Here is a 21,859-nt window from a genome sequence, read left to right on the forward strand (position 1 = left end):
ATCTTAACTAAAGCGGAGCTTCTTCGGGCGCTAAGTGTCGGGGTAACGAAAACAAATTCCGCCGACCCAACCTAGTTTTACATCGCTGCCAATTCGGGGCTCGCCGAGTGCAGAGCCATCGCGGTTGCAGCTTCCATCATCAAATCCGACACTGTCACCCCGAGCGCCGAGCAAACCGATGCCAGTAGCTCGGAAGAAACCTCTTTCCGGCCGCGCTCAAGTTCAGACAGGTATCCAGGGCTAATAGCCGCATTTTCAGAAAGCTCACGCAGAGTCTGCCCACTGCGCGAGCGGATATCACGCAGCGTCTCCCCCAGCGCCTCTCGCAGCAGTGGCTCGCGGGATTCCTCCCGTTCCGCCAAATCCTGTGCCGTTAACTTTGCAACTGATCCCGGCTGCTCCGCTACGGCCACCCGCGCGGACTGCGCCGTGGCATCCATAGAAGCCTCCAAAGCAGCAGCGCTATCTACCTCTGGGTAGTGAATGGTCATAAGTGCAGTATTGTTGGTCATCACTTTCTCTAACGTCTTAGAGGGCCGACCTGTTCCCAATTTTCAAAGAATTCTACTCAGCGCCGAGATTTTTCATCAACAATTCTAACGCCAAGGCCACTGCTTGACGACGAATCTCCGCACGCGAACCATCTTTATTCACCGGCAACCTTACCGCGGTTACCCCGTCCAGGTACGAAGCTCCCGGCGGTTTCAGGCCACACCAGACTTCACCTACAGGGTGCCCATCCTGCATGGTTGGACCGGCAACACCAGTTAGCGAAATCCCCCAATCTGCCATTGTCTTATTCGCCACTCCAAGTGCCATATACCGAGCCGTCAATTCGGACACTGGGCCATATGTGGCCAAAACATCCTTCGGTACGTCGGCAAGCAGCGCCTTCGTGTCAGTGGCGTAAGTGACCACACCGCCCCGTAGAACTGCAGAGGCTCCCGGTACGGAGGCGACAGTGGCGCAGAGAAGACCTGCGGTGAGTGATTCGGCAGCGGCGAAAGTCTCGCCACGAGCCGTGAGCATTTGCACGAGCTTGCGCGAAACGCTATCGACGCCGTCTGCGCTGCCGTCGCCTTGGGCGAGGTATCTGACTGTACTCACAGCTTTAACCTCCACTTAGTTCCGCTATTCGGCCTTTTTCGCATCCACAATGTACTGGATGCCGGTACCGACGGTAACGACAATCGCGGCAATCATCACAATCCAAGACGGCCAGAACAGCCAGTCCACGGGCATGAGGAAGAGTCCCACTGCTACAGACTGCAGCACCGTCTTAATCTTGCCGCCGCGAGAAGCGGGCACAACACGCCCCTGGCGCAGTGCGAACATACGCCAGATGGTGATGCCTCCTTCGCGAATCACGATGATGACAGTCACCCACCACGGCAGAATGTCGATGATGTTCATACCAACCAGCGCAGCCAGCATCAGAGCCTTATCGGCAATCGGATCGGCAATCTTGCCAAAGTCGGTAATGAGATTGCGGCTGCGTGCCAGGTGCCCGTCCAGCTTGTCGGTCGCCATCAGAAGTGCGAAAACGACAAATGACCACCAGCGCCAATTGGTGGAATCGCCGCCTTCCTGAAGAAGTACCCACAGAAACACCGGCACTCCGAGGATGCGAAGCACCGTCAAAAAATTTGGCAAGTTCCAGTTGGAAACACGGCTTGTATCAGCACTTGGAGCAGTCACAGTTGTTACCTTATCTCACAGTCGTGTTCGGCTAATGCCCAGGTTCGTTCTTACCAGCCTGCGAATCGGTGGTTTCGTTTCCAGCCGACGCAGATCCTGCGCCGGCCGAGGTCGGGGAAGCGTGAGAGCCGTGGTTTCCATGCTCGTCGTGGTGAAGACGCGGCAGGGCAATTGCACCCATGTTTTCATCGCGCTTGATCTTGAGCCAAGAGGCCAGGACCGTAACCACCAAAACGATGACGATAATTGCCAGCGATACCCAGGTAGAGACTTCAGGCACCGCCACGTTTTCACCGCCGTTAATAAACGGCAGGTTGTTTTCGTGCAGCGCATGCAGCAGCAGCTTCACACCGATGAAAGCCAGAATAATACCCAGGCCATAAGCCAGGTACACGAGTCGATCCAGTAGACCGTCGAGCAGGAAGTACATCTGACGCAATCCCATGAGAGCCAGGGCGTTTGCGGTAAAGACGATATAGGCCTCATCCGTCAGACCGTAGATAGCTGGGATGGAGTCGAACGCGAACATCACGTCGATAAAACCGATGGACACCAGCGCAATAGCAAGCGGCGTCAAGTAACGCTTGCCGTTCTCCTTAACAGTCAGCTTGTCCTCGTTGTAATGATCCGAAATCGGGACGACGCGACGCAGCCATTGAATCAGTTTCATATCCGACGGATCGGGTTCCGGCTTATCGACGGCTTCGTCGTACACCGTCTTGATAGCCGTGTAAATCAGGAAGATTGCAAACAGATAGAAAACGTCCGACCACTTGGCAATAACTGCGGCACCAGCCCAAATGAACAGGCCACGGAATACCAGCGCCATTGCAATACCGAACAGCAATACCTTCTGCTGGTACTGTCGCGGAATCTTAAAAGCGCCGATGATGAGCGCAAAGACAAACAGGTTGTCCACACTGAGTGCCTTTTCGGTGATATAGCCCGAAAGGAACTCGATGCCACGATGGTGGTCCCATAGCAACCAGACCATGCCACCGAAAATGAATGCCAGGACAACGTAGAAGGCAGTCCAGATACCGGCTTCCTTCATAGTTGGGTTATGCGGCGTGCGAACGTGTGCATAGAAGTCAAAGGCGATAAAACCCATGACGACCACAATGGTGATAATCCATACCAATGCGGACACATGCATAGTAAAAGACCTCCGGTCGTGCGAACATAAACCGGAGGTCTCTCCTGCCCCTGCCATAGTGGCAGAAGTGACGGCACCGGAACTGGTAGGGCACGAAGCGCATTCGTGTCTCCAGTCCGTGCTGACGATAACCGTCACGGATTAGCGGAAAAATCCACTTTAACCGGGGATACTCCCCTCCACGTATGCCGACTATACACGTCAATGAAAAACGACGGTGAGCCGAGGCGGTCTACGCCATGGACTGATTCGGACTAGCGTCGACCACGTTTACTTCTTCCTTCGGAGCATCCTCTGGATTTGCGCCCTTAATCATCCACTGAATGGTTTCGAGTTCCTCCGGTTTGACCAGCACCTCACGGGCCTTAGATCCCTCCGACGGCCCAACCACACCGCGAGTTTCCATCAGGTCCATCAGTCGACCAGCCTTAGCAAAACCGACTCGCATCTTTCGCTGCAACATCGAGGTCGAACCGTGCTGTGCGGTGACCACCAGCTCGACTGCCTGGAGCAGGTCTTCCAGGTCATCACCGATATCGGGATCAATGTTGCGCTCGGCCTCGGCGTTCTTATCCTCGGTGACGCCCTCGGTGTAATCCGGTTCGGCCTGCGCCTTAGCGGCATCAACGACTGCCTGGATCTCTTCGTCGGTAACGAAAGCACCCTGAATACGTCGCGGCTTGCCTGCGCCCTGTGGGATGAACAGACCATCACCCATACCAATCAGCTTTTCCGCACCACCCTGGTCCAGGATGACACGGGAGTCAGTGAGCGACGAGGTAGCGAACGCCAATCGCGACGGCACGTTGGTCTTAATTAGGCCAGTGACCACGTCCACCGAGGGACGCTGCGTTGCCAGGACCAAGTGGATGCCGGCTGCACGCGCCTTCTGGGTAATACGAACAATCGCATCTTCGATATCGCGAGGTGCGGTCATCATCAGGTCTGCCAACTCGTCAACGACACAGACAATGTACGGATATGGACGGTACTCGCGTTCCGAGCCGAGTGGCGTCGTAATCTCGCCGGACTTGACCTTGCGGTTGAAGTCCTTGATGTGACGAACGCGCGCAGCCTTCATGTCCATGTAGCGCTGTTCCATCTCTTCGACCAACCACTGCAGGGCAGCCGCGGCCTTCTTCGGCTGAGTGATGATTGGCGTAATCAGATGCGGAATCCCCTCATACGGAGTCAGCTCTACCATCTTGGGGTCCACCAGAATCAGGCGAACTTCCTCCGGTGTCGCACGGGTAAGCAGCGACACCAACATCGAGTTTACGAACGCAGACTTACCCGAACCGGTCGAACCGGCAACGAGTAGGTGCGGCATCTTCTGGATGGAATGCGAGATGAACTCGCCCTCAATATCCTTACCGAGACCAATCAGCATCGGGTCATCGTTCGCAACAGTCTTCGGCGCATTGAGGACGTCGGCAAGCCGAACCATCTCACGGTCATTGTTCGGTACCTCGATACCAACGGCGGACTTACCTGGAATCGGGGTCAGCAGACGGACGTTGTCGGTCGCTACCGCGTAGGCAATGTTGGACTGCAGGTTCGTAATCTTCGAAACTTTCACGCCCGGGCCAAGCTCGACCTCGTAACGAGTCACGGTCGGACCACGCGAGAAACCGGTCACCGCTGCATCGACCTTGAACTCTGCGAATACATCAGTAATCGCTTCAATCATGCGGTCGTTCGTTGCCGTGCGAGTCTTCGGACGCTCACCCGGAATCAACAACTTGGTCGACGGCAGGTGGTACTCCGACTCCGGTGTGCGTGCCGACGAGCCGGAAGAACTCTCGGTGTCCTTTTCCAATTCGGACTTCGGAGTCGTGGCCGGAATCTTGGAGGCATCGATGCCGGAGCGAGCGGCAATGGCATCCATAGTACGTCGGGTAGTCTCAGAGACCGCATCCCGCGAATCGTCGGCAGAAGGCTCAGTCTGTGGGGCACTCGCCTGCTCTATGCTCTCAGGCTGAACAGCGGGCTGTTTGAAAGTTCGAGACTCAGAACCACGATTGCGTTCGCTGGAACTAGCTGCCGCGGCTTCCTGAGTCGGATACTCAGAGTACTCGTCGTACTCATCCTCGGCAGCGTGGTAGCGCGAGCCCCCGACAGCCGGAATAGTCGATTCCGTCTCGGCGGTATCCCGATGCACGGCATCCGACTGAGTTTCCTCCACGTACTCGGCTGCCGGAAACTCCGGCTCTGGTGCGGAAGCTCGATTGGAGTGCTGTGCTCCGTTACGGACATCGAACACCGTGGTCTTTGCCGAATCGTAGTCGACGTCCTCCACCTGACGGGAAGTTCCCGGGGCCTGTCGAGTCCTCCGTGGCCCTTCGTCCAAAAGATCGTAGAGGTTGCCGTCAGCATCCGAATCATCGTAAGGCGCCGGTTCGGACACTGCGCTTCGACTTTCCGAACCACGGCGGGGTACACGGTAAGCCGAGCGACCAGTCGTACGCGCCGCAGAACGACGCGAGTGCCTACTGCGGCTTGGGCGGCGCTCGATTAACTGAGTCGGCTGATCAAAATCCTCGTCGGCATAGTCGGTATCCGAATCCCAGTTCGCACGACGCTCCAGCATGTCATCGACATTGCCGTAAGGATCATCCGATTCCAGCTCATCGTCGGCACTCCGCGAAGACCATTCGGAGAAGTTGAGGTACTCCTTGCTGGCGTCGATGAGCTGGCGCACCGTTGCGCCAGAGAACACCAGTGCTCCGTAGAACACAATGCCCAGCAACAGAATCACGGCGACCCATGAGGTAAATCCAGCGGCTAGCGGAGAACCGATATACCCACCGATTGCGCCACCAGCAGCCCGCCGCCCCTGCCAATCTGCTGGCCTCCCTGAGCCAATATGCACAATTGCAAGTAGCCCCACCACAATCAGCGAAGCACCGGTGACGGTAGGCGTCAGACGCTCACGGCGCGGCGTAGCATCCAGCATCATCAATACGGAAATAACACCGAGTAGCACCGGAAGCACAAAAGCACCGATACCAATTAGCGTGCGAACTGCCGTTTCAATGAACTCCCCTACTGGCCCCGCGAGGTGAAACCACGTTGAGCCAGCGAGCACAATCGCCAATGCCAGCACGAGCAACGCCAGGCCGTCCTTCGAGCCCGGTTCGTCGGCCTCATCAATCTCGGCGTCGAGCTCGTCTACTGGTGTCGAAGCCGGTGTCGGCGGTTCAATTACATCGTCATAGCCGCTCGCAGCCTTACGACGCTTCCTGCGGGGCTTCGTCGAAAAATCGGCGTCACTTTCGCGCCGCGACATATTCTCCTCTTCATCTCGCTTATTTTTGCGACCGCCTACCCGACGGGCAAGACCGGCCACGCCGCGGGCAGTTTCCGACCAGGCACTAGCCAAGCTGTTGCCCACGAACGACATAGCACTAGGAGTGCGCTCAAATTCCTCCGTGGCATTGTGCACGGGGTATCGACGCGTGACATCTGTCTCCGCAGAGCGGGACGATGCACGACGATTGTCGGTTCTGGTTCGGCTGGTCGCAGACATGACCAATACCTTACAGCTAATACCGGATCGTTTTCACATTAGTCACACGCGTGTCATTGTTTAACAGCGAGGTCGAAGGGTCTACCCGGATTCGTCAGCGTCGCCTTAGATGCTGTTGCGCTTGATGCCCGATTCGTCGCCATCGATGGTGACGCGTACCTCATCACGGCCATAGAGCCACAGCACAAGCTCGCCGACGCTTCCACGCACAGTCACAACCGGGGCCCCCTTAGCGCTGTTATCAATTGGGGTCACCGCAACTCCGTCGTCACGCATTAGTACCACCGTCGATGTCGAACCGCGCAACATCATACGACCGGCAGTAGTGACGAGACGCCATAGGTCCGAATTCCCAGAAGGCGGTAGCTGACGAACGGTCCAACCTTCCTGTGCACGACGAACGTCCTCATGGTGGACGAAGTTCTCCGCAGCATTAACGTAGCGGTCCGCCCAATTCATTGGGTTCCACTTCGGAGCACCACTACCCCACTTCCCCACTACTTCTACGTAGGGCATTCGATTGACCTCGTCAGTCACGTCATCGAGACGATTCGACAGCGCTTTGACAAACATTCCGCCAGCGGCATCCAGACGGTTTTCACGAATGTAAAGATGGTTAGCAAGATCCCGGGTTGTCCATCCCTCGCACAACGTCGGTGCGTCCGGGCCGACGCTGAGCAATAGATTGGCTAGGTCTTCACGTTCCCGTTCAGCAAAAGTCATGGCTCCAGCCTAGACCAGGAACAAACAAGCCCGCATCCACACGGTTTTACGTGGATGCGGGCTCTTACGCTAAAAGACAATCTAGAAGCTTAGACGCTTTCGCGTGACTCCTTGATTTCCTCATCGCTAACCTCTTCGGCTGCCTCAGAGGACATCGGCACGATGGTCGGAACAATCATCGGGCTACGGCGCCACTTCTGGCTGATGACGCGCTCGGTGCGGCGGCGAACTTCCTGAGCCATGCGGTACGGGTTGTTTTCGCCACTGCCCGCCAGGTCAAAGAGGGTATCGTCAACGACCTGCTCGACGGTTTCGAGTACTTCCTTCGCGTCGTCGGAGTAACCGCGAGCCTGAGCCCTCGGCTTCTCCAACGGACGACCAGTGCGGTTATCGATGACGGCAGTGACGGTGATGAGACCACCTTCACGCATTTCAGCACGATCTGCCAGCACGTCAGCATCAACGTCGCCCATGGTGACGCCGTCGACGTAGAGGTTACCAATCGGAACCTGGCCAACAACGCGAGCACGACCGTCAACGAGGTCAACAACTACACCGTTCTGAGCAAGGACGACGTTCTCTGGCTTCACGCCAGTGGACACAGCCAGTTCCTTGTTGGCACGAATGTGGCGCCACTCACCGTGAATTGGCATGACATTCGACGGACGGGCTGCGTTGTAGAGGAACAGCAGCTCGCCGGCAAACCCGTGACCAGAGGTGTGAACCTTGGCGTCCTTACCGGTGACAACCGTCGCGCCAATCTGGGCCAGCATATTAATTACGCCAAAGACTGCTTCTTCGTTACCGGGCACCAGCGAGGAGCTGAGGATAATCAGGTCGCCATCACGAACGGTGATCTGACGGTGCTCACGGCGGGCCATGCGAGACAGCGCAGCCATCGGCTCACCCTGCGTACCGGTGGTCACCAGCACGACCTTGTGCGGAGCCATGCGGGCAGCCTCGTTCATCTCCACGATGGTGTTCTCAGGCGCGGTCAGCAGACCCAACTCCTGCGCGATACGCATGTTGCGAATCATGGAGCGGCCGTTGAACGCGACTTTTCGCCCAGCCTTGACAGCTGCATCGATGACAGCCTGAACGCGGTAGACATTCGACGCGAAAGCCGCAACGATAACGCGCTGCTTTGCGTCCATAATCAGACGACGCAGGGTCGGAGCCAACTCCGCCTCGGAACCGGAGAAGCCCGGGATGGTGGCGTTGGTGGACTCACAGAGGAACAGGTCAATGCCCTCGTCACCGTAGCGACTGAGCGCCGGCAGATCAGTCGGCTTTCCGTCCGGCGGAGTCTGGTCCATCTTCACGTCACCGGTGTGCACCACCATGCCCGCACCAGTCTTAATGACGATGCCGAGACACTCTGGGATGGAGTGGTTGACGTTGAAGAAACGCAGATCGAACGGGCCACGCTGAATATGGCTGGTGTCGTTGACCTCGATAACCTTCGGACGCTGACGGTGCTCCTGTGTCTTGGCCTGAATGAGCGCCAGAGTGAAACGAGAAGCAATAATCGGAATGTCCGCGCGCTGCTTCAACAGCCACGGGATAGCACCGATGTGGTCCTCGTGCCCGTGGGTGACCACGAGAGCTTCCACGCGATCCCACTTGTCCTCCATGTAGGAGAAGTCCGGCAGAATCAAGTCAACACCCGGCTCATCCGAACTCGGGAACAACACACCACAGTCGACGATAATCAGGCGGTTCTTGTACTCCAGCACAGTCATGTTGCGACCGATTTCGGAGATACCGCCGAGGGCAACCACGCGCAGGCCGTCCTTTGGAGCCTTTGGCGGTGCGGGCAGACGCTGAGTCAGGTCTGCACCCTGCATCGACTGGACGACATTACGACGGTTGCCGCCGCGTCCACCACGGCCACCGCGAGAATTATTTCCACGGTTGCCGCCGCGTCCGCCCCGGCCACCACGGGAACCACGGTTAGACGAGTTGGACGAACCCTGGGATTTCTTACCGGAACCAGAGTTCTTTCGCTCTCCGGAACGGCCCGAGCGCTCAGAACGCGGCGAGGACTTCGAGCTATTAGAATTAGCCCCGCCCTTGTCGGAGGACTTAGATGCAGAGTTGCTGGACTGCTCTGCTGCTGCCACGTCGGACTCAGAAGGCGGACCTGCCTTGCGAGTTACCTTGCGGGCGCGATTGCGTCCTTCAGCCACTACAGAACACCTACCTTCCGCATAGCTGCTTCAAGCACCTCAAGTTGCTGGTCATTTGCTGCAATTTGCGGCAAGCGCGGATCTCCTATCTCAATGCCCTGCAGACGCAGAGCGGATTTAGCAAAACTTACACCGCCAAGCGCAGCCTGAGCTGCAAACAGCGGAGTCATCTTCGCGTGGGCCGCCTGAGCACCAGCCAAGTCCCCCTTGTCAAAGCAAGAGCGCACCTCGGCCAGCAGCTGCGGGGCTGCATGTCCAATAACGGAAATGAAACCGGTGGCGCCAATCGACAGCCACGGCAGGTTCAGTACGTCGTCACCGGAGTACCACGCCAAATCAGTATTAGCGATAATGCCGGCGGCAGCTCCCAAATCACCCTTGGCGTCCTTCACAGCCTGGATGCGCGGATGTTCCGCCAGCCGGTAAATGGTATCAACTTCAATCGGAATAACCGAACGCGGCGGGATATCGTACAGACACACCGGCGCCTCAGTCGCGTCAGCCACCGCCGTAAAGTGGCGGTACAAACCCTCCTGGGAAGGCTTGGAGTAATACGGCGTGACGACGAGCAGCGAATCCGCGCCCGCCTCCACGGAAGCCTTTGCCAGCTCAATGGAACCGGCCGTGTCATTAGTGCCAGCACCGGCCATGAGCTTGACCTTGTCACCCAACTCTGCGCGGACAGCACGGAGAAGTTCGAGCTTTTCTTCCGTGGTCGTAGTCGGCGACTCACCTGTCGTGCCGGCCAGAATGAGGGCATCGCAGCCACCGTCTACCAGATGGCCGGCAAGTCGGACACCTGCCTCGACGTCGAGGTTTCCCTCCTTATCAAAAGGGGTCACCATAGCTACGGCGACAGTGCCGAAAATGTCAGCACCGCGTGTTGACGCAATTCCTGTGCTCATTGTTGACTACCTTTTCTTAAAAAATTTCAATCGGCTATATCTTCACACTGTACGTGCGATTACCCTTCGAAGGCGTAAGGACTCGATGCGACGACCGATCCATCCCTCAGGGTGTTAATCTCAAAATCCCCAAAAGCAACTGGTGCGCAGCGCTGCAGCTCCCGCAGACAAGCCACGGCCAATTCTCGAATTTCAGCATCGGCATGCTCTGTAGCCCGCATCGAAATGAAGTGGCGCCAAGAGCGGAAATTACCAGTAACCACGATTCGAGTTTCGGTGGCGTTAGGCAGAACCGCCCGGGCCGCCTGACGTGCTTGCTTCCGCCGCAAGATGGCATTGGGTTCGTCTGCCCACTTCTCTTCCAGTGCGTCTAATAGCTCACCATAGGCGAAACGGGACTGATCGACGGCACTTTCAAAAACTCGCAATAGCTCCGGGTCCTCCGCTATTGCAGGCGGCACCACGACATTGTTTGAGCTGGCCGGCACAAACCGCTGCGACAACTGCGAAAAGGAAAAATGACGATGCCGTGTGAGTTCGTGTGCACACGAGCGGGATAGACCGCGGACATAGATGCTTGCACTGGCGTGCTCAAACAATGAGGTGTGCCCCACCTCGAGCACATGCCGCAAGTAGCCCCTGTTCGTCGCAGTCCGAGGATTGGGCTTGTCCCACGTTTCATAACAAGCTCTTCCGGAGAACTCAATCAATGCCTCCCCACCATCGGCATCGGTATCAAAGTCGATATCCTCAGGTGGGAAGAAATTAGTCGCTGCAATCAGCTGCGCCTTGAGAGTGACGTTTTCAGACATTTTCAACTAACCCCTGGACGTTACAGTCCCAGGAACGGCTCCAGCCCCACAGTCAGACCCGGGAAATCCTCAATCTTGCGCACACCCAACAGCACACCCGGCACGAAACTGGTGCGCGAGTAAGAGTCCTGCTTAATAGTCAGCGACTGTCCTTCGGCACCGAAGATAACAGTCTCGTGTGCCACCGAACCGGTCATGCGCACCGCGTGCACCGGAATGCCCTCAACATCGGCACCGCGAGCACCATCCAGAGTCTGCTCAGTGGCATCTGGCTGTTCCCCCATGCCGGCTTCTTTGCGCGCACGCGCTATTGCCTCAGCGGTGTGGATAGCGGTGCCGGAGGGAGCATCCTTCTTAAACGGGTGGTGCATTTCGATGACTTCAGCGGAATCGAAGTACGGAGCGGCCAGCTCTGCCATCTTCATGGTCAAAACAGCGGAGATTGCGAAGTTCGGTGCAATGAGAACATTCGCATCACCGTCGGCGTCGTCAAGCCAACGCTGCACCTGCTCGAGGCGCTCCTTAGTAAAGCCCGTGGTACCCACGACGGCGTTGATGCCATTTTTAATGCAGAACTCAAGATTGCCCATCACGGAATCAGGCTGAGTAAAATCAACGATGGTTTGGACACCAGCGGTGACAAGCTCATTCAGGTCATCGCCAAAATCAAGCCCCGCTGCCAGCTCCAAATCGTCGGCGGCTTCAACTGCCTCGCAAATGGTGGATCCTACCTTGCCCTTAGCGCCGAGTACGCCGACCTTGATGTTGCTCACAGCTCTCTTGTCCTTTCCCAACGGGTTTATCTTCTTCCCTTACCTTAGAATGTGTTGGGCATCTTGTGTGCCAATGCCCCCGTCGGCTTTGCCGTTTTATCGGCTTTCGACGGGGATTTTCTTGCGCAAAACCGCATTATCTTCGAAAATCAATTATTTCAATAACGCTATCTAGAAAGAGGCTTCTCTTGGTTTCTGAATCTGAAGATTCCGAATTCAGCCCAAGCTCGGAAGCACCACAGGCCAAAGCGCCGAAAAACGCTTACATGGCCATTTACGTGCTACTAGCTGCGGCTTTTATGGCCATCTTGAATGAGACGGTCATGAGCGTCGCAATTCCCGTCGTCAAGGCGGATCTTAACATCAGCGCAGCTACCGCAGGCTGGCTGACGACATCGTTCCTGCTAACCATGGCCGTCGTCATTCCAATCACCGGTTTCCTTATTGCCTCAGTGCGCTTTCGCACTCTTTTCGCGGTCAGTCAGGGCCTGTTCGTCGTCGGCACTCTCATCGGTGCCTTCGCGCCAAACTTTGCAATCGTGCTTCTCGCACGCACTGTGCAAGCTTCCGGCACCGCAGTGCTGCTGCCGCTGCTGATGACCACGGTGCTCAACGTAGTACCGGAGCATGAGCGCGGCCGCATGATGGGACGAATGAGTGTAGTCATCGCTGTCGCACCTGCTATCGGTCCGACCGTCTCCGGTTTAATTCTGGAGATTGCAAACAACAATTGGCATGCGCTTTTCGACACGATGCTGCCGCTCGGGCTGATTGTGCTGGTGGTCGGTGTCATCCTCGTTCCCAACATTGAAGAGAGCTCCTCGAAGCCCATCGATGTCCTCTCGGTGTTCCTCAGCGCCGGCGCATTCGGTCCGCTGGTGTACGCGCTGAGCCGGGTAGGCGCAGAGTTTTCGCTTATCGACGGAATCCTTGGTGCAGTCGGAATCGTGCTCTTGGTGTTCTTCATCATGCGCCAGCGCCGCTTGGCACCGCGCAACCGAGCTCTGCTGGATCTTCGGACCTTCCGCACAAAGAGCTTCAGGCTGTCGACAATCATTCTGACAATCGGCTTCATGCTGATGTTCGGTGTGATTATCCTTTTGCCGCTCTACCTCAACCTGCGCGGTGTAGACGTCAAGACCATTGGCCTGATTGTGATGCCCGGCCCGCTGATTATGGGTCTTATGGGACCGGCTGTCGGCCGCCTCTTCGACAGCTATGGCCCCCGCCCACTGGCGATTCCCGGCTCCATTGTCCTCGCCCTCGGCCTTTTCGGGCTCGGCTTCATCTCGGCGTCCACTCCGCTGTGGTGGATTGTCGCCTGCCACATCGTCTTTGAGATCGGTCTGGGCCTGCTGTTTACTCCACTGTTCACTTTCGGTCTCGGGGAGCTCCCCAAGAATCTCTACCCGGATGGCTCAGCGATTATGAACACGCTGCAGCAGGTTGCAGGTGCCGTCGGTACTGCACTGTTTGTCGCACTGTCGGCTGTTATCGCCGCTGGTCTTTCCGGTGCTGGTGCAGCAGCTCCTGCAACCGACGACATTATTCGTGGCTATGGCATTGCGATGTTTACCGCCGCAGGTCTTGGTGTGGTGCTAATCTTCCTGACCACGCTGCTCAAGCCGCAGCGGAAGAAGTTCGCATTGCAGTAGCCCCCCTCCCGAGACCGGGAGTAATACCGCCTAGACTAGTCGGCTTGCTCCCGGCCCCGGGTTGGCAACGAGGAATTCCGGTTCCGGCATTCCTCGGTCACGGAAAGCCGACGCAACTGCATTCGCTGCCGCACTGACGCGGTCGTGTGGCAGCAGCGCAATGGCGCTGCCCCCAAAGCCACCGCCAGTCATTCGGGCACCAAGCGCGCCCTGCTCTAGCGCTACGTCTACTGCCACATCCAGCTCAGGACAGGAAACTTCGTAGTCATCCTTCAGCGAAAGATGGCTTGCCACCATCAAAGTGCCAAAGGCATCGAAGTCGCCCTCGGAGAGCTTCTCAATAGCCTGCGCTGTCCGATCGGTTTCGGTAACAACGTGACGAACTCTGCGCGCCACCGTATCCACCCACTGATCTTCATCAGTGCCTGCAGGAATGTTGTCCTTCGCCCAATCGATAGCAGCACCGACGGCATCATCCACCTCACGGAAGTTCGGTACCCCAAGGCCGCTTGTCACAGCATCGATAATTCCTCGACGCGTCGCATACTGCCCATCTGAGAGACTGTGTCGCACGTTGGTGTTGATCACCAAAATTTCGAGGTCCTTGTCTGCGAAGGCAGCCTTTACAAGCTGGTCCGAATACTTCGCAAAGTCAATGGCCAGCGCGTGGTTTTCCTTGCCCTTGATGGAAATTCGCTGATCCAGACCGCCGGTAGAGGCACCAACCACCTCATTTTCTGCGCGGATGGCCGCCTCAATGATTCCCTGCTGCTCCTCCTCGTTGGCTGCGCGACCATGCACGAGCTCGAAGGCTGCAACGCCGACGGAACATTCCAATGCGGCAGAGCTGGACAGCCCAGAGCCGATTGGAACGTCCGAGGAAATTGCAATGTTAAAGCTTGGGCAATCCGCAGGCAGCAGCCCCGCCTCGCGCATCGCCCAGATGGTGCCGACTGCGTAGCCCGTCCAATTTGCAGGTGAGCTAGGTCCAACATCGGACATTGCGATGGCAACAGGTTCGTCATCTTCTGCTGCATCGTCCTTTGTCATCAGGTCCGAGACGACTCGCACTGTCCACGGGCTGCTATCCGTATGAGCACTCACCGCTGCAAAAGTATTCTGTGTCAGCGCGAACGGCAGGCAGATACCGTCGGCGTAATCGACGTGCTCACCAATCAGGTTCACCCTGCCAGGAGCTGCAAAAACGCCCTGCGGCTGCGTACCGAAACTGTGGCGGAACTGTTCTGTTACATCGGATACTGCCTGCTTATGGGTACGAGTAGGCAGCCAGCGAGTCTGGCCGACTTCCCGGAAGCGGTCAGCGATTGCCTCTGGTGTTGTATCCGAGATCCAGGCTCCCTGCCCGGACTCTGAACCGGCGAGGAACTTCATGCGTCCGGCAGAGCGCATCATGGAATAGAGCTGCAGGTGGAAGCGCCCGAACTGATGGTCTTCGCCTACCGGAGCTTGGTTCCAGGCTGCGATGTACGGCGTTTTGTCGATGCCGGGGAAGAATCGATCGATACGTCGCAGCAGGTCAAGATACATTGCTGCCAGTTCGTCCTTTTCCGCATCGGTCAGCTCCTGGAAGTCACCGACAGCGCGATTTGCCATCAGCATGACTTCGACTGGCCACTTAGCTGCAGCTGGCACGAAGGCAGTGAAGTACTTCCCTTCTGCGATGATGCGTCGGCCCGAGGCCTTTTCAGCCGCCAGGACATCATCAAAAAGGTCGCGGCCGATGGTTTCAAAGTGAGCCTTCGCGCGTGCAGCGATGGCCGCCGCACGAGATGGCAGATAGGGGTAGGAGTAAATCTGCCCATGGGGATGCTGCAGTGTTACCCCAATTTCCTTGCCCCTGTTTTCAAAGGGGAACACCAACCGCACGCCGTCAATCTTGCTGAGTTCCGCCGTGCGGTGCGCCCACGCTTCGATAACGGTGCGCGCACGTGTGAAGGTCAGATCGCGGAAGGAGTCGGAAACATTCGGCGTGAAACACACAACTTCGCACCGAGCCAAGGCTGGCTTCCGAGGGAATATCTCGGCGCCGTCGACAGTCTGAACAAAGTCATCCGGAACTTCCATGTGCATCGACAGCGATGGGAAGCGGTTTTCAAACACCACCACGTCGTAATCGCTGGCAGGCACCTCTGTGGGAAGCTGACCCGGCAGCGTCGGCGCCAATGGGTTCTCACCGGCAGGGGGCATAAAGGTGCGGTTCATACGATGTGCCGCGTAGCAGTACCAATCACCCGTCAGCGGATCTTGGCGCAGCTCTGACTCCGTAATCGCCTTTGGCAGATCACGTTCGTCCGTCAACTTTCGAGTCTTTGTGCCCGAGACATAGTCCGGCTCATCGTCGAAGTAGATTAACTCGCGGCCGTCGGCAAGCGTGGTGCGCGTTACCGAAAAAGCGTGAGAGTGCGGGGTGTCGGTTGTCACTTTCTCCTCCTTATGATTCTTCGACAACCGTTGGGCGCAGTTTCGCCCAGACAAAGAAAACGATTGCAAAGACGACCAGTGCTACTCCGCTGTACAGGTTATACATCGGTTCTTTGGCAACGTTGGTCTCTGGGTTTACTCCGGGATCGAGGAACAGCCACGACAGCAGCAAAATGATGCCGTAGAGACCAATCAGAGCCCCGATGACGTTGCGAATGTCAAAGGCGCCTGCCTTCTTTTTACCGGTGCTGGCAGTCGCTTTTACAGTTGAATTGTTTTGTGTGCGCGACATGATCTCTCACTAGCTCCTATGCGAAAACGATGTTGAGAACTACGACCATCACCAGGCACAAGATACCCAGCGGAACAGTTCGCTGTAGCAGTGGCAGCTCCGCCTCGGCAGCGTCTGTGAGGTTGGCCTTTGGGGTGACGGACTTGACGAAGCCCACCAGCTCCTCATCGGGTTTCGGCGTTGTCATGAGGGAAACGACCACGGCAACCACGATATCGACGACGAATGCCACGGAGGCGGCGACGAAGGCAGTGCCCTGCCCCGGCAGGTCAAAGATGGTTGCGCTTGCCGACGTGAACTCGGAGATGTACCAGTACAAAATCGCGGCACCCGTGCCTGCGAGCAGAGACGACCAACCTGCCGCCGGTGTCATGCGCTTCCAGAACATGCCGATGAGGAAGGTGGCGAACAGCGGTGCGTTGAAGAAGCCGAATAGCGTCTGCAGGTAGTCCATGACGTTGCCGAAATTATCGGCAATCAGTGCAGTGAACACTGCGATGATGGTGGCGCCAACGGTAGCGATACGGCCGACCTTGAGGTAGTAGTCATCATCTCGATCTTTGACGACGTAGGTCTGCCAAATGTCGTAGCTAAAGACTGTATTGAACGCGGAGATGTTCGCTGCCATACCTGCCATGAAGGCTGCTAGTAGACCGGCGATTGCGATGCCCAGCAGACCGTTGGGTAGCAAATCTCTCATTAGGTAGAGAATTGCGTCGTTAGGCTTGGCGGTCTGATCCATGATTGGTGCGACGGTGGCGCCGGCGATCATGCCCGGCAGCACGACGATGAACGGGATGAACATCTTCGGGAAAGCACCGATGATTGGAGTCTTGCGGGCGGCCGACAGTGAGTCGGCGGCCATGGAGCGCTGAACTTCCACGAAGTTGGTTGTCCAGTAGCCAAACGACAGCACGAAGCCGAGGCCAAAGACCAGTCCGATGACGGAAATCATGGGGTTATCAAAACCGGAAATATCCGTGCCCGGCCAAGTGTGGAAGTGCGATTCAGTGGCAACTTTTTCCTTCAGCCCGGACCATCCGCCGACGCTGTGCAGGCCGATCAGAGTCAGTGGCAACAGAGCTGCGACAATCACGAAGAACTGAAGTACCTCGTTGTAGATTGCCGCGGACAGTCCGCCCAGCGTGATGTAGGACAGCACGATGACTGCGGCGACTACCAACGTCAGCCACAGCGGCCAGCCGAGTAGCGCATTGACCACTTTGGCCAGAAGCAGAAGGTTAATGCCTGCAATCAGCAGCTGCGCGATAGCGAAAGAGATTGCATTGACCAGGTGTGCACCGGGACCAAAACGACGCAGCATGAACTCCGGAACTGAGCGAACCTTGGAGCCATAGTAGAAGGGCATCATGACAATGCCCAGGAACACCATGGCTGGGACGGCACCAATCCAGAAGTAGTGCATGGTCTGGAAACCGTATTGCACACCATTTGCGGACATGCCGACGATTTCCACGGCACCGAGATTGGCTGAGATGAACGCCAACCCCGTCACCCAAGCCGGCAGTGAGCGCCCCGAGAGGAAAAAGTCAATGGAGCTGGACACTTTGGCTCGTGCAGCCCAGCCAATACCGAGGACGAATAGGAAGTACAGAGCAACGATGGAGTAATCCACCCATGTCGCGTCGAGTCTTAAGGCTGATTGCGCCACTATCACGACGGCCTCCTTGCGGTTAGGCGGTTGATACGTATTCAGAAAATGCACGAATAGGGATTTCCCTTATTTCGGCATCTGATATGGCGCACGTCCAACAATGGCCGTGAAAGTGGCTAGACCTACCGCAAACTGTAGGGGCAGATCGCCACTACCCTGCACAAAAGGAAGACCTATTCTTTTACATTCGTCCCTAGTGTATTTTTCTTTCTTAATTCAAGGTGAATTAATTAAGAAGGTTTTAACCCGATTGAGGGGGCTGGACTGTTCTGCGCTGGGAAAACTATTTTCCGCCCGTCTCCGCGCGCAGTCCCATGGCAAGAGTTGTTGTCTCTCCAGCCTGAACCCGCAGCAAACCGGTACCGGAGCGGAGCGCATCCGGCGGACATGTCATTGGTTCCACCGCGATCGCATTCCCGTGCCCAGGAAATCCTTCTCGTCGTCCAGCGTCGGCAACATAGACCTGGAAGAACCGGAATTCATCATCGGCCCAGAGCACAGCACCCTTGCCATTTGGTCCAATCAAATGCGCTTCACGACGGCGCGGTGAGCCACTCTCGGCTGTTTCCTCGGCAGCAAAGAAGCAGTGATCCAGCCACAGTCCATCCAGAGATAATCCCTCTCGAATGCTTGGAACCACTGCCTCCGCTGGCACCGCTGGACCGGCGGGCAAGTTTCGAATTGGCTCCAGTGGCAGGTTTTTATCAACGGGCAACCGCAGTGTGCAACTACCGAAATCAGCGCCCAAAGCGCTTAAGTAAGGATGCCAGCCCAGACCAAACGGGCACTCCCTATCGCTGCGATTATGCACTGTGAACTCTGCCGATAGGCCATCTGCAGCCGTGACTTGCCAACGCACGGTCATACCGAGTTCCCAAGGCCAACCCGGCTGTGGCTCAACTTCCACTCCCAAGGTGACGCTACTGTCATCAGAATCGACCACGGACCAAACGCGATCTGCAACAAACCCGTGAATAGCATTCGCCCGAGACGGCTCCGAGATATCTAGCCGGTGGACTTCCCCACCAAAGATAAATACTCCGTCAGCGACCCTATTCGGCCACGGAGCCAGGAGCGTACCTGCGGACAACGGTGGATTGAATCCCTTGGGATAGTCTGTCAGCAGTGGCAGGCCACAGTACTCCAGTGATCTCGGGCCACCACCGAACTGGGAAATACTTGCGACATAGTCACCGGCGACAATGTCGATGAATTCATGATCGTGCGCGACAAGTCGCATGCGCAAATCACCTTCCACGTGGATTCGAAAATTAATCCCTTCGAAACCCGAGATTAACCCAAAACAAAAGCGCGGTTAGGTCAATTTGTGACCTAACCGCGCCATCGCTACTCGCGTTGTCGGAGGCTACATACAGCACATCCTCCGTCGCCAAGCTTTAGTCGTCCTCGACCGGAACCAGCGAGATCTTGCCGCGGTTGTCGATGTCAGCGATTTCGACCTGAATCTTGTCGCCGACGTTGATGACATCCTCGACCTTCTCGATGCGCTTGTCGCCACCGAGCTTCGAGATGTGGATCAGACCGTCACGGCCCGGAGTCAGGGAGACGAAAGCACCGAAGGCGACAGTCTTCACAACAGTGCCCAGGTAGCGCTCGCCGACCTTCGGTAGCTGCGGGTTAGCAATCGCGTTGATCTGCTCGATTGCAGCGTCCGCGGCCTTACCGGAAGTTGCCGATACAAACACGGTGCCGTCGTCCTCGATGGAGATGTCAGCGCCAGTTTCCTCGGTGATGCCGTTGATGGTCTTGCCCTTCGGGCCGATGACCTCACCAATCTTCGAAGCCGGAACCTTGACGGTAGTGATCTTCGGAGCGAGGCTGCTCATCTCATCCGGGGATTCGATGACCTCAGCCATGGTAGAGAGGATGGCCAGACGTGCATCACGAGCCTGCGACAGGGCATCGGCCAGAACCTTCGACGGAATACCGTCGAGCTTGGTGTCCAGCTGCAGTGCGGTAATGAAGTCCGCAGTACCAGCGACCTTGAAGTCCATGTCACCGAAAGCGTCTTCAGCACCGAGGATATCGGTCAGCGCGACGAAGCGGTTCTCACCGTCAACCTCGCCGGAAACCAGACCCATGGCGATACCGGCAACCGGAGCCTTCAGCGGCACACCGGCGTTGTACAGCGACAGAGTCGAAGCACAGACCGAACCCATAGAGGTCGAACCATTGGATCCAAGCGCCTCGGAGACCTGGCGAATGGTGTACGGGAACTCCTCACGGGACGGCACGACCGGCAGCAGAGCGCGCTCAGCCAGTGCCCCGTGGCCAATCTCGCGGCGCTTCGGAGAGCCAACACGACCGGTCTCGCCGGTGGAGTACGGCGGGAAGTTGTAGTGGTGGATGTAGCGCTTGGAAGTAACCGGGGTCAGCGAGTCAATCTGCTGTTCCATCTTCAGCATGTCCAAAGTGGTGACACCCAGAATCTGGGTTTCACCGCGCTCGAAAAGCGAGGAACCGTGCGCGCGCGGAACCAGGCCGACCTCAACGCCCAGGTCACGGATGTCAGTGACACCGCGACCGTCAATACGGAAGCCCTCGGCCAGAATCTTCTCACGAACAATCTGCTTCATCACTGCGTTATATGCAGCGCGAATCTGCTTGGAAGCAGCCTGCTCATCGACATCGTCAGAGACGAAACGCTCCAGCAGCTGCCCCTCGACGTCCTCCATGTACTCGTTGGTGGCGTCGTCTCGATCCTGCTTACCCGGAATGGTGAGCAGCTTGGCCAGCTTCTTAGCGGACTTCTTCTCGACTGCATCGAAGATTTCATCGCTGTACGCCGGGAACAGCGGGAACTCCTGCGTTTCCTTCGCTGCGCGCTCAGCCAGACCCTTCTGTGCCTCACACAGAACCTTGATGTGCGGCTTTGCGGCCTCGAGACCAGCGGCGACGATGTCCTCGGTCGGGGCCGGTGCACCGTCAGCAATACGCTTGACGACGGTCTCCCCTGCTCCGGCCTCCACCATCATGATGGCGACATCTTCGACGTTCTTGCCACGGCGCTTGCGGGTGACAATACGACCAGCGACGACCATCTCGAACAGAGCCTGCTCGTGCTGCTCCTCGGTCGGGAAAGCGACCCATGCGCCCTCCGGATGCTTATCATCGGCGACAAGCGCAATGCGGACTCCACCGACGGCGCCGGAAACCGGCAGCCCGGAAAGCTGAGTTGCAGCTGATGCGCCATTGATTGCGACGACGTCGTAGCGGTCCTTCGGATCCCAGGACATAACGGTGACGACAACCTGTACCTCGTTGCGCAGGCCCTTGACGAAGGTCGGGCGCAGCGGACGGTCAATCAGACGACATGCCAGGATGGCGTCGGTGGATGGGCGGCCTTCACGGCGGAAGAACGAACCCGGAATCTTGCCCGCAGCGTACATACGCTCTTCTACGTCAACGGTCAGCGGGAAGAAGTCAAAGCCCTCGCGGGGCTGGTTAGAAGCGGTGACGGTGGACAGGAGCATGGTCTCCTCGTCCAAGTAAGTGGTCACCGAACCATCGGCCTGACGAGCCAGCTGGCCCGTTTCAAAGCGGATGGTGCGGGTGCCGAAATCACCATTGTCGATGGTGGCAACGGCCTCGGTAATACCGAAATCCTCATCAAAGAAAAATTCAACAGCCTTGCTGTTGGCCATAGGTTTCTTACTCCTAGAAATAGCGGCGATCATCGATGTCGCCTGAAAAGATCGAATGAACTTCGTTTGCGTCACGCATTCTACCAGCTAACGCGGAAAGTTCTCGTATTGGACGGATCGGAGATCTCTCACTGCCATCTGGGTTCTTGCACCTACGCGGGGTTCTAGGAGTTTGCGGAGCGGGGGCACTTATCGATGACTTCTCTTCACTCATCGATGGATTACCGTGTCTTATCGAAGGTGCCCCGGCACTTATGCGCACGCTGTCAATCAGCCCCTCCACATGTCGATGAGGTATTCACTTGTGGCCACGCTACAGCCCATCGATGAGTGAATACCACAACG

16 protein-coding genes are annotated in these 21,859 nt (G+C 57.1%); 1 reads left to right on the forward strand and 15 read right to left on the reverse strand.

Going from position 1 to position 21,859, the window contains the following annotated elements; translation table 11 throughout:
* Positions 1-77: 77 nt before the first annotated feature.
* The 10 genes from ADA16_RS00750 to dapB all read right to left on the reverse strand — a co-directional run bounded on the left by ADA16_RS00750 (position 78) and on the right by dapB (position 11,785).
* A complete protein-coding gene (locus ADA16_RS00750) occupies positions 78-512 on the reverse strand; it encodes a helix-turn-helix domain-containing protein (protein WP_048758404.1) in 435 nt (144 codons plus the stop codon).
* A gap of 52 nt (positions 513-564) precedes the next feature.
* Positions 565-1,107, reverse strand: coding sequence for a CinA family protein (locus ADA16_RS00755; protein WP_076772108.1), 543 nt, complete (start codon positions 1,105-1,107; stop codon positions 565-567).
* Positions 1,108-1,131: 24 nt separating this feature from the next.
* Positions 1,132-1,698 (reverse strand): CDP-diacylglycerol--glycerol-3-phosphate 3-phosphatidyltransferase, encoded by a 567-nt coding sequence (pgsA, locus tag ADA16_RS00760; protein ID WP_048758405.1) that lies wholly within the window; start codon positions 1,696-1,698, stop codon positions 1,132-1,134.
* Positions 1,699-1,729: 31 nt separating this feature from the next.
* The gene (locus tag ADA16_RS00765) at positions 1,730-2,854 is read right to left on the reverse strand and encodes a TerC family protein (RefSeq protein ID WP_048758406.1); all 1,125 of its coding nucleotides are present in this window, start codon (positions 2,852-2,854) and stop codon (positions 1,730-1,732) included.
* Between the two features lie 232 nt (positions 2,855-3,086).
* Positions 3,087-6,383, reverse strand: coding sequence for a DNA translocase FtsK (locus ADA16_RS00770; RefSeq protein WP_048758407.1), 3,297 nt, complete (start codon positions 6,381-6,383; stop codon positions 3,087-3,089).
* Between the two features lie 105 nt (positions 6,384-6,488).
* Positions 6,489-7,106 (reverse strand): TIGR03085 family metal-binding protein, encoded by a 618-nt coding sequence (locus ADA16_RS00775; protein ID WP_048758408.1) that lies wholly within the window; start codon positions 7,104-7,106, stop codon positions 6,489-6,491.
* 89 nt (positions 7,107-7,195) lie between these two features.
* Positions 7,196-9,295, reverse strand: a complete 2,100-nt coding sequence (locus tag ADA16_RS00780) for a ribonuclease J (protein WP_048758409.1) — start codon at positions 9,293-9,295, stop codon at positions 7,196-7,198.
* Positions 9,295-10,200, reverse strand: a complete 906-nt coding sequence (gene dapA, locus ADA16_RS00785) for a 4-hydroxy-tetrahydrodipicolinate synthase (protein WP_048758410.1) — start codon at positions 10,198-10,200, stop codon at positions 9,295-9,297. The genes ADA16_RS00780 and dapA overlap by 1 nt, the downstream gene beginning before the upstream one ends.
* A gap of 59 nt (positions 10,201-10,259) precedes the next feature.
* Positions 10,260-11,012, reverse strand: a complete 753-nt coding sequence (thyX, locus tag ADA16_RS00790; protein ID WP_048758411.1) for an FAD-dependent thymidylate synthase — start codon at positions 11,010-11,012, stop codon at positions 10,260-10,262.
* 20 nt (positions 11,013-11,032) lie between these two features.
* A complete protein-coding gene (dapB, locus tag ADA16_RS00795; RefSeq protein WP_048758412.1) occupies positions 11,033-11,785 on the reverse strand; it encodes a 4-hydroxy-tetrahydrodipicolinate reductase in 753 nt (250 codons plus the stop codon).
* Positions 11,786-11,973: 188 nt separating this feature from the next.
* Between dapB and ADA16_RS00800 the strand changes: the two genes are divergently transcribed.
* Positions 11,974-13,440 carry an MDR family MFS transporter gene (locus tag ADA16_RS00800; RefSeq protein WP_048758413.1) on the forward strand — a complete coding sequence of 489 codons (1,467 nt, stop codon included), beginning with the start codon at positions 11,974-11,976 and terminating at the stop codon, positions 13,438-13,440.
* A 30-nt stretch (positions 13,441-13,470) separates the two neighbouring features.
* Here the strand turns inward: ADA16_RS00800 and galK are convergent, their stop codons facing one another.
* From galK to ADA16_RS00825, 5 genes are all read right to left on the reverse strand, one after another.
* Positions 13,471-15,882: a galactokinase gene (gene galK, locus ADA16_RS11480; protein WP_082150618.1), complete on the reverse strand. Its 2,412-nt coding sequence runs from the start codon at positions 15,880-15,882 to the stop codon at positions 13,471-13,473.
* A 10-nt stretch (positions 15,883-15,892) separates the two neighbouring features.
* Positions 15,893-16,174: a hypothetical protein gene (locus ADA16_RS00810; RefSeq protein WP_048758414.1), complete on the reverse strand. Its 282-nt coding sequence runs from the start codon at positions 16,172-16,174 to the stop codon at positions 15,893-15,895.
* Positions 16,175-16,190: 16 nt separating this feature from the next.
* Complete coding sequence (locus tag ADA16_RS00815; protein ID WP_193387466.1) at positions 16,191-17,852, reverse strand: sodium:solute symporter family protein; 1,662 nt, start codon at positions 17,850-17,852, stop codon at positions 16,191-16,193.
* Between the two features lie 280 nt (positions 17,853-18,132).
* Complete coding sequence (locus ADA16_RS00820; protein ID WP_048758416.1) at positions 18,133-19,089, reverse strand: aldose 1-epimerase family protein; 957 nt, start codon at positions 19,087-19,089, stop codon at positions 18,133-18,135.
* 157 nt (positions 19,090-19,246) lie between these two features.
* A complete protein-coding gene (locus tag ADA16_RS00825; RefSeq protein ID WP_048758417.1) occupies positions 19,247-21,514 on the reverse strand; it encodes a polyribonucleotide nucleotidyltransferase in 2,268 nt (755 codons plus the stop codon).
* Positions 21,515-21,859 lie beyond the last annotated feature (345 nt).

Source organism: Corynebacterium vitaeruminis, assembly GCF_001054325.1.
Lineage (GTDB): Bacteria > Actinomycetota > Actinomycetes > Mycobacteriales > Mycobacteriaceae > Corynebacterium > Corynebacterium vitaeruminis_A.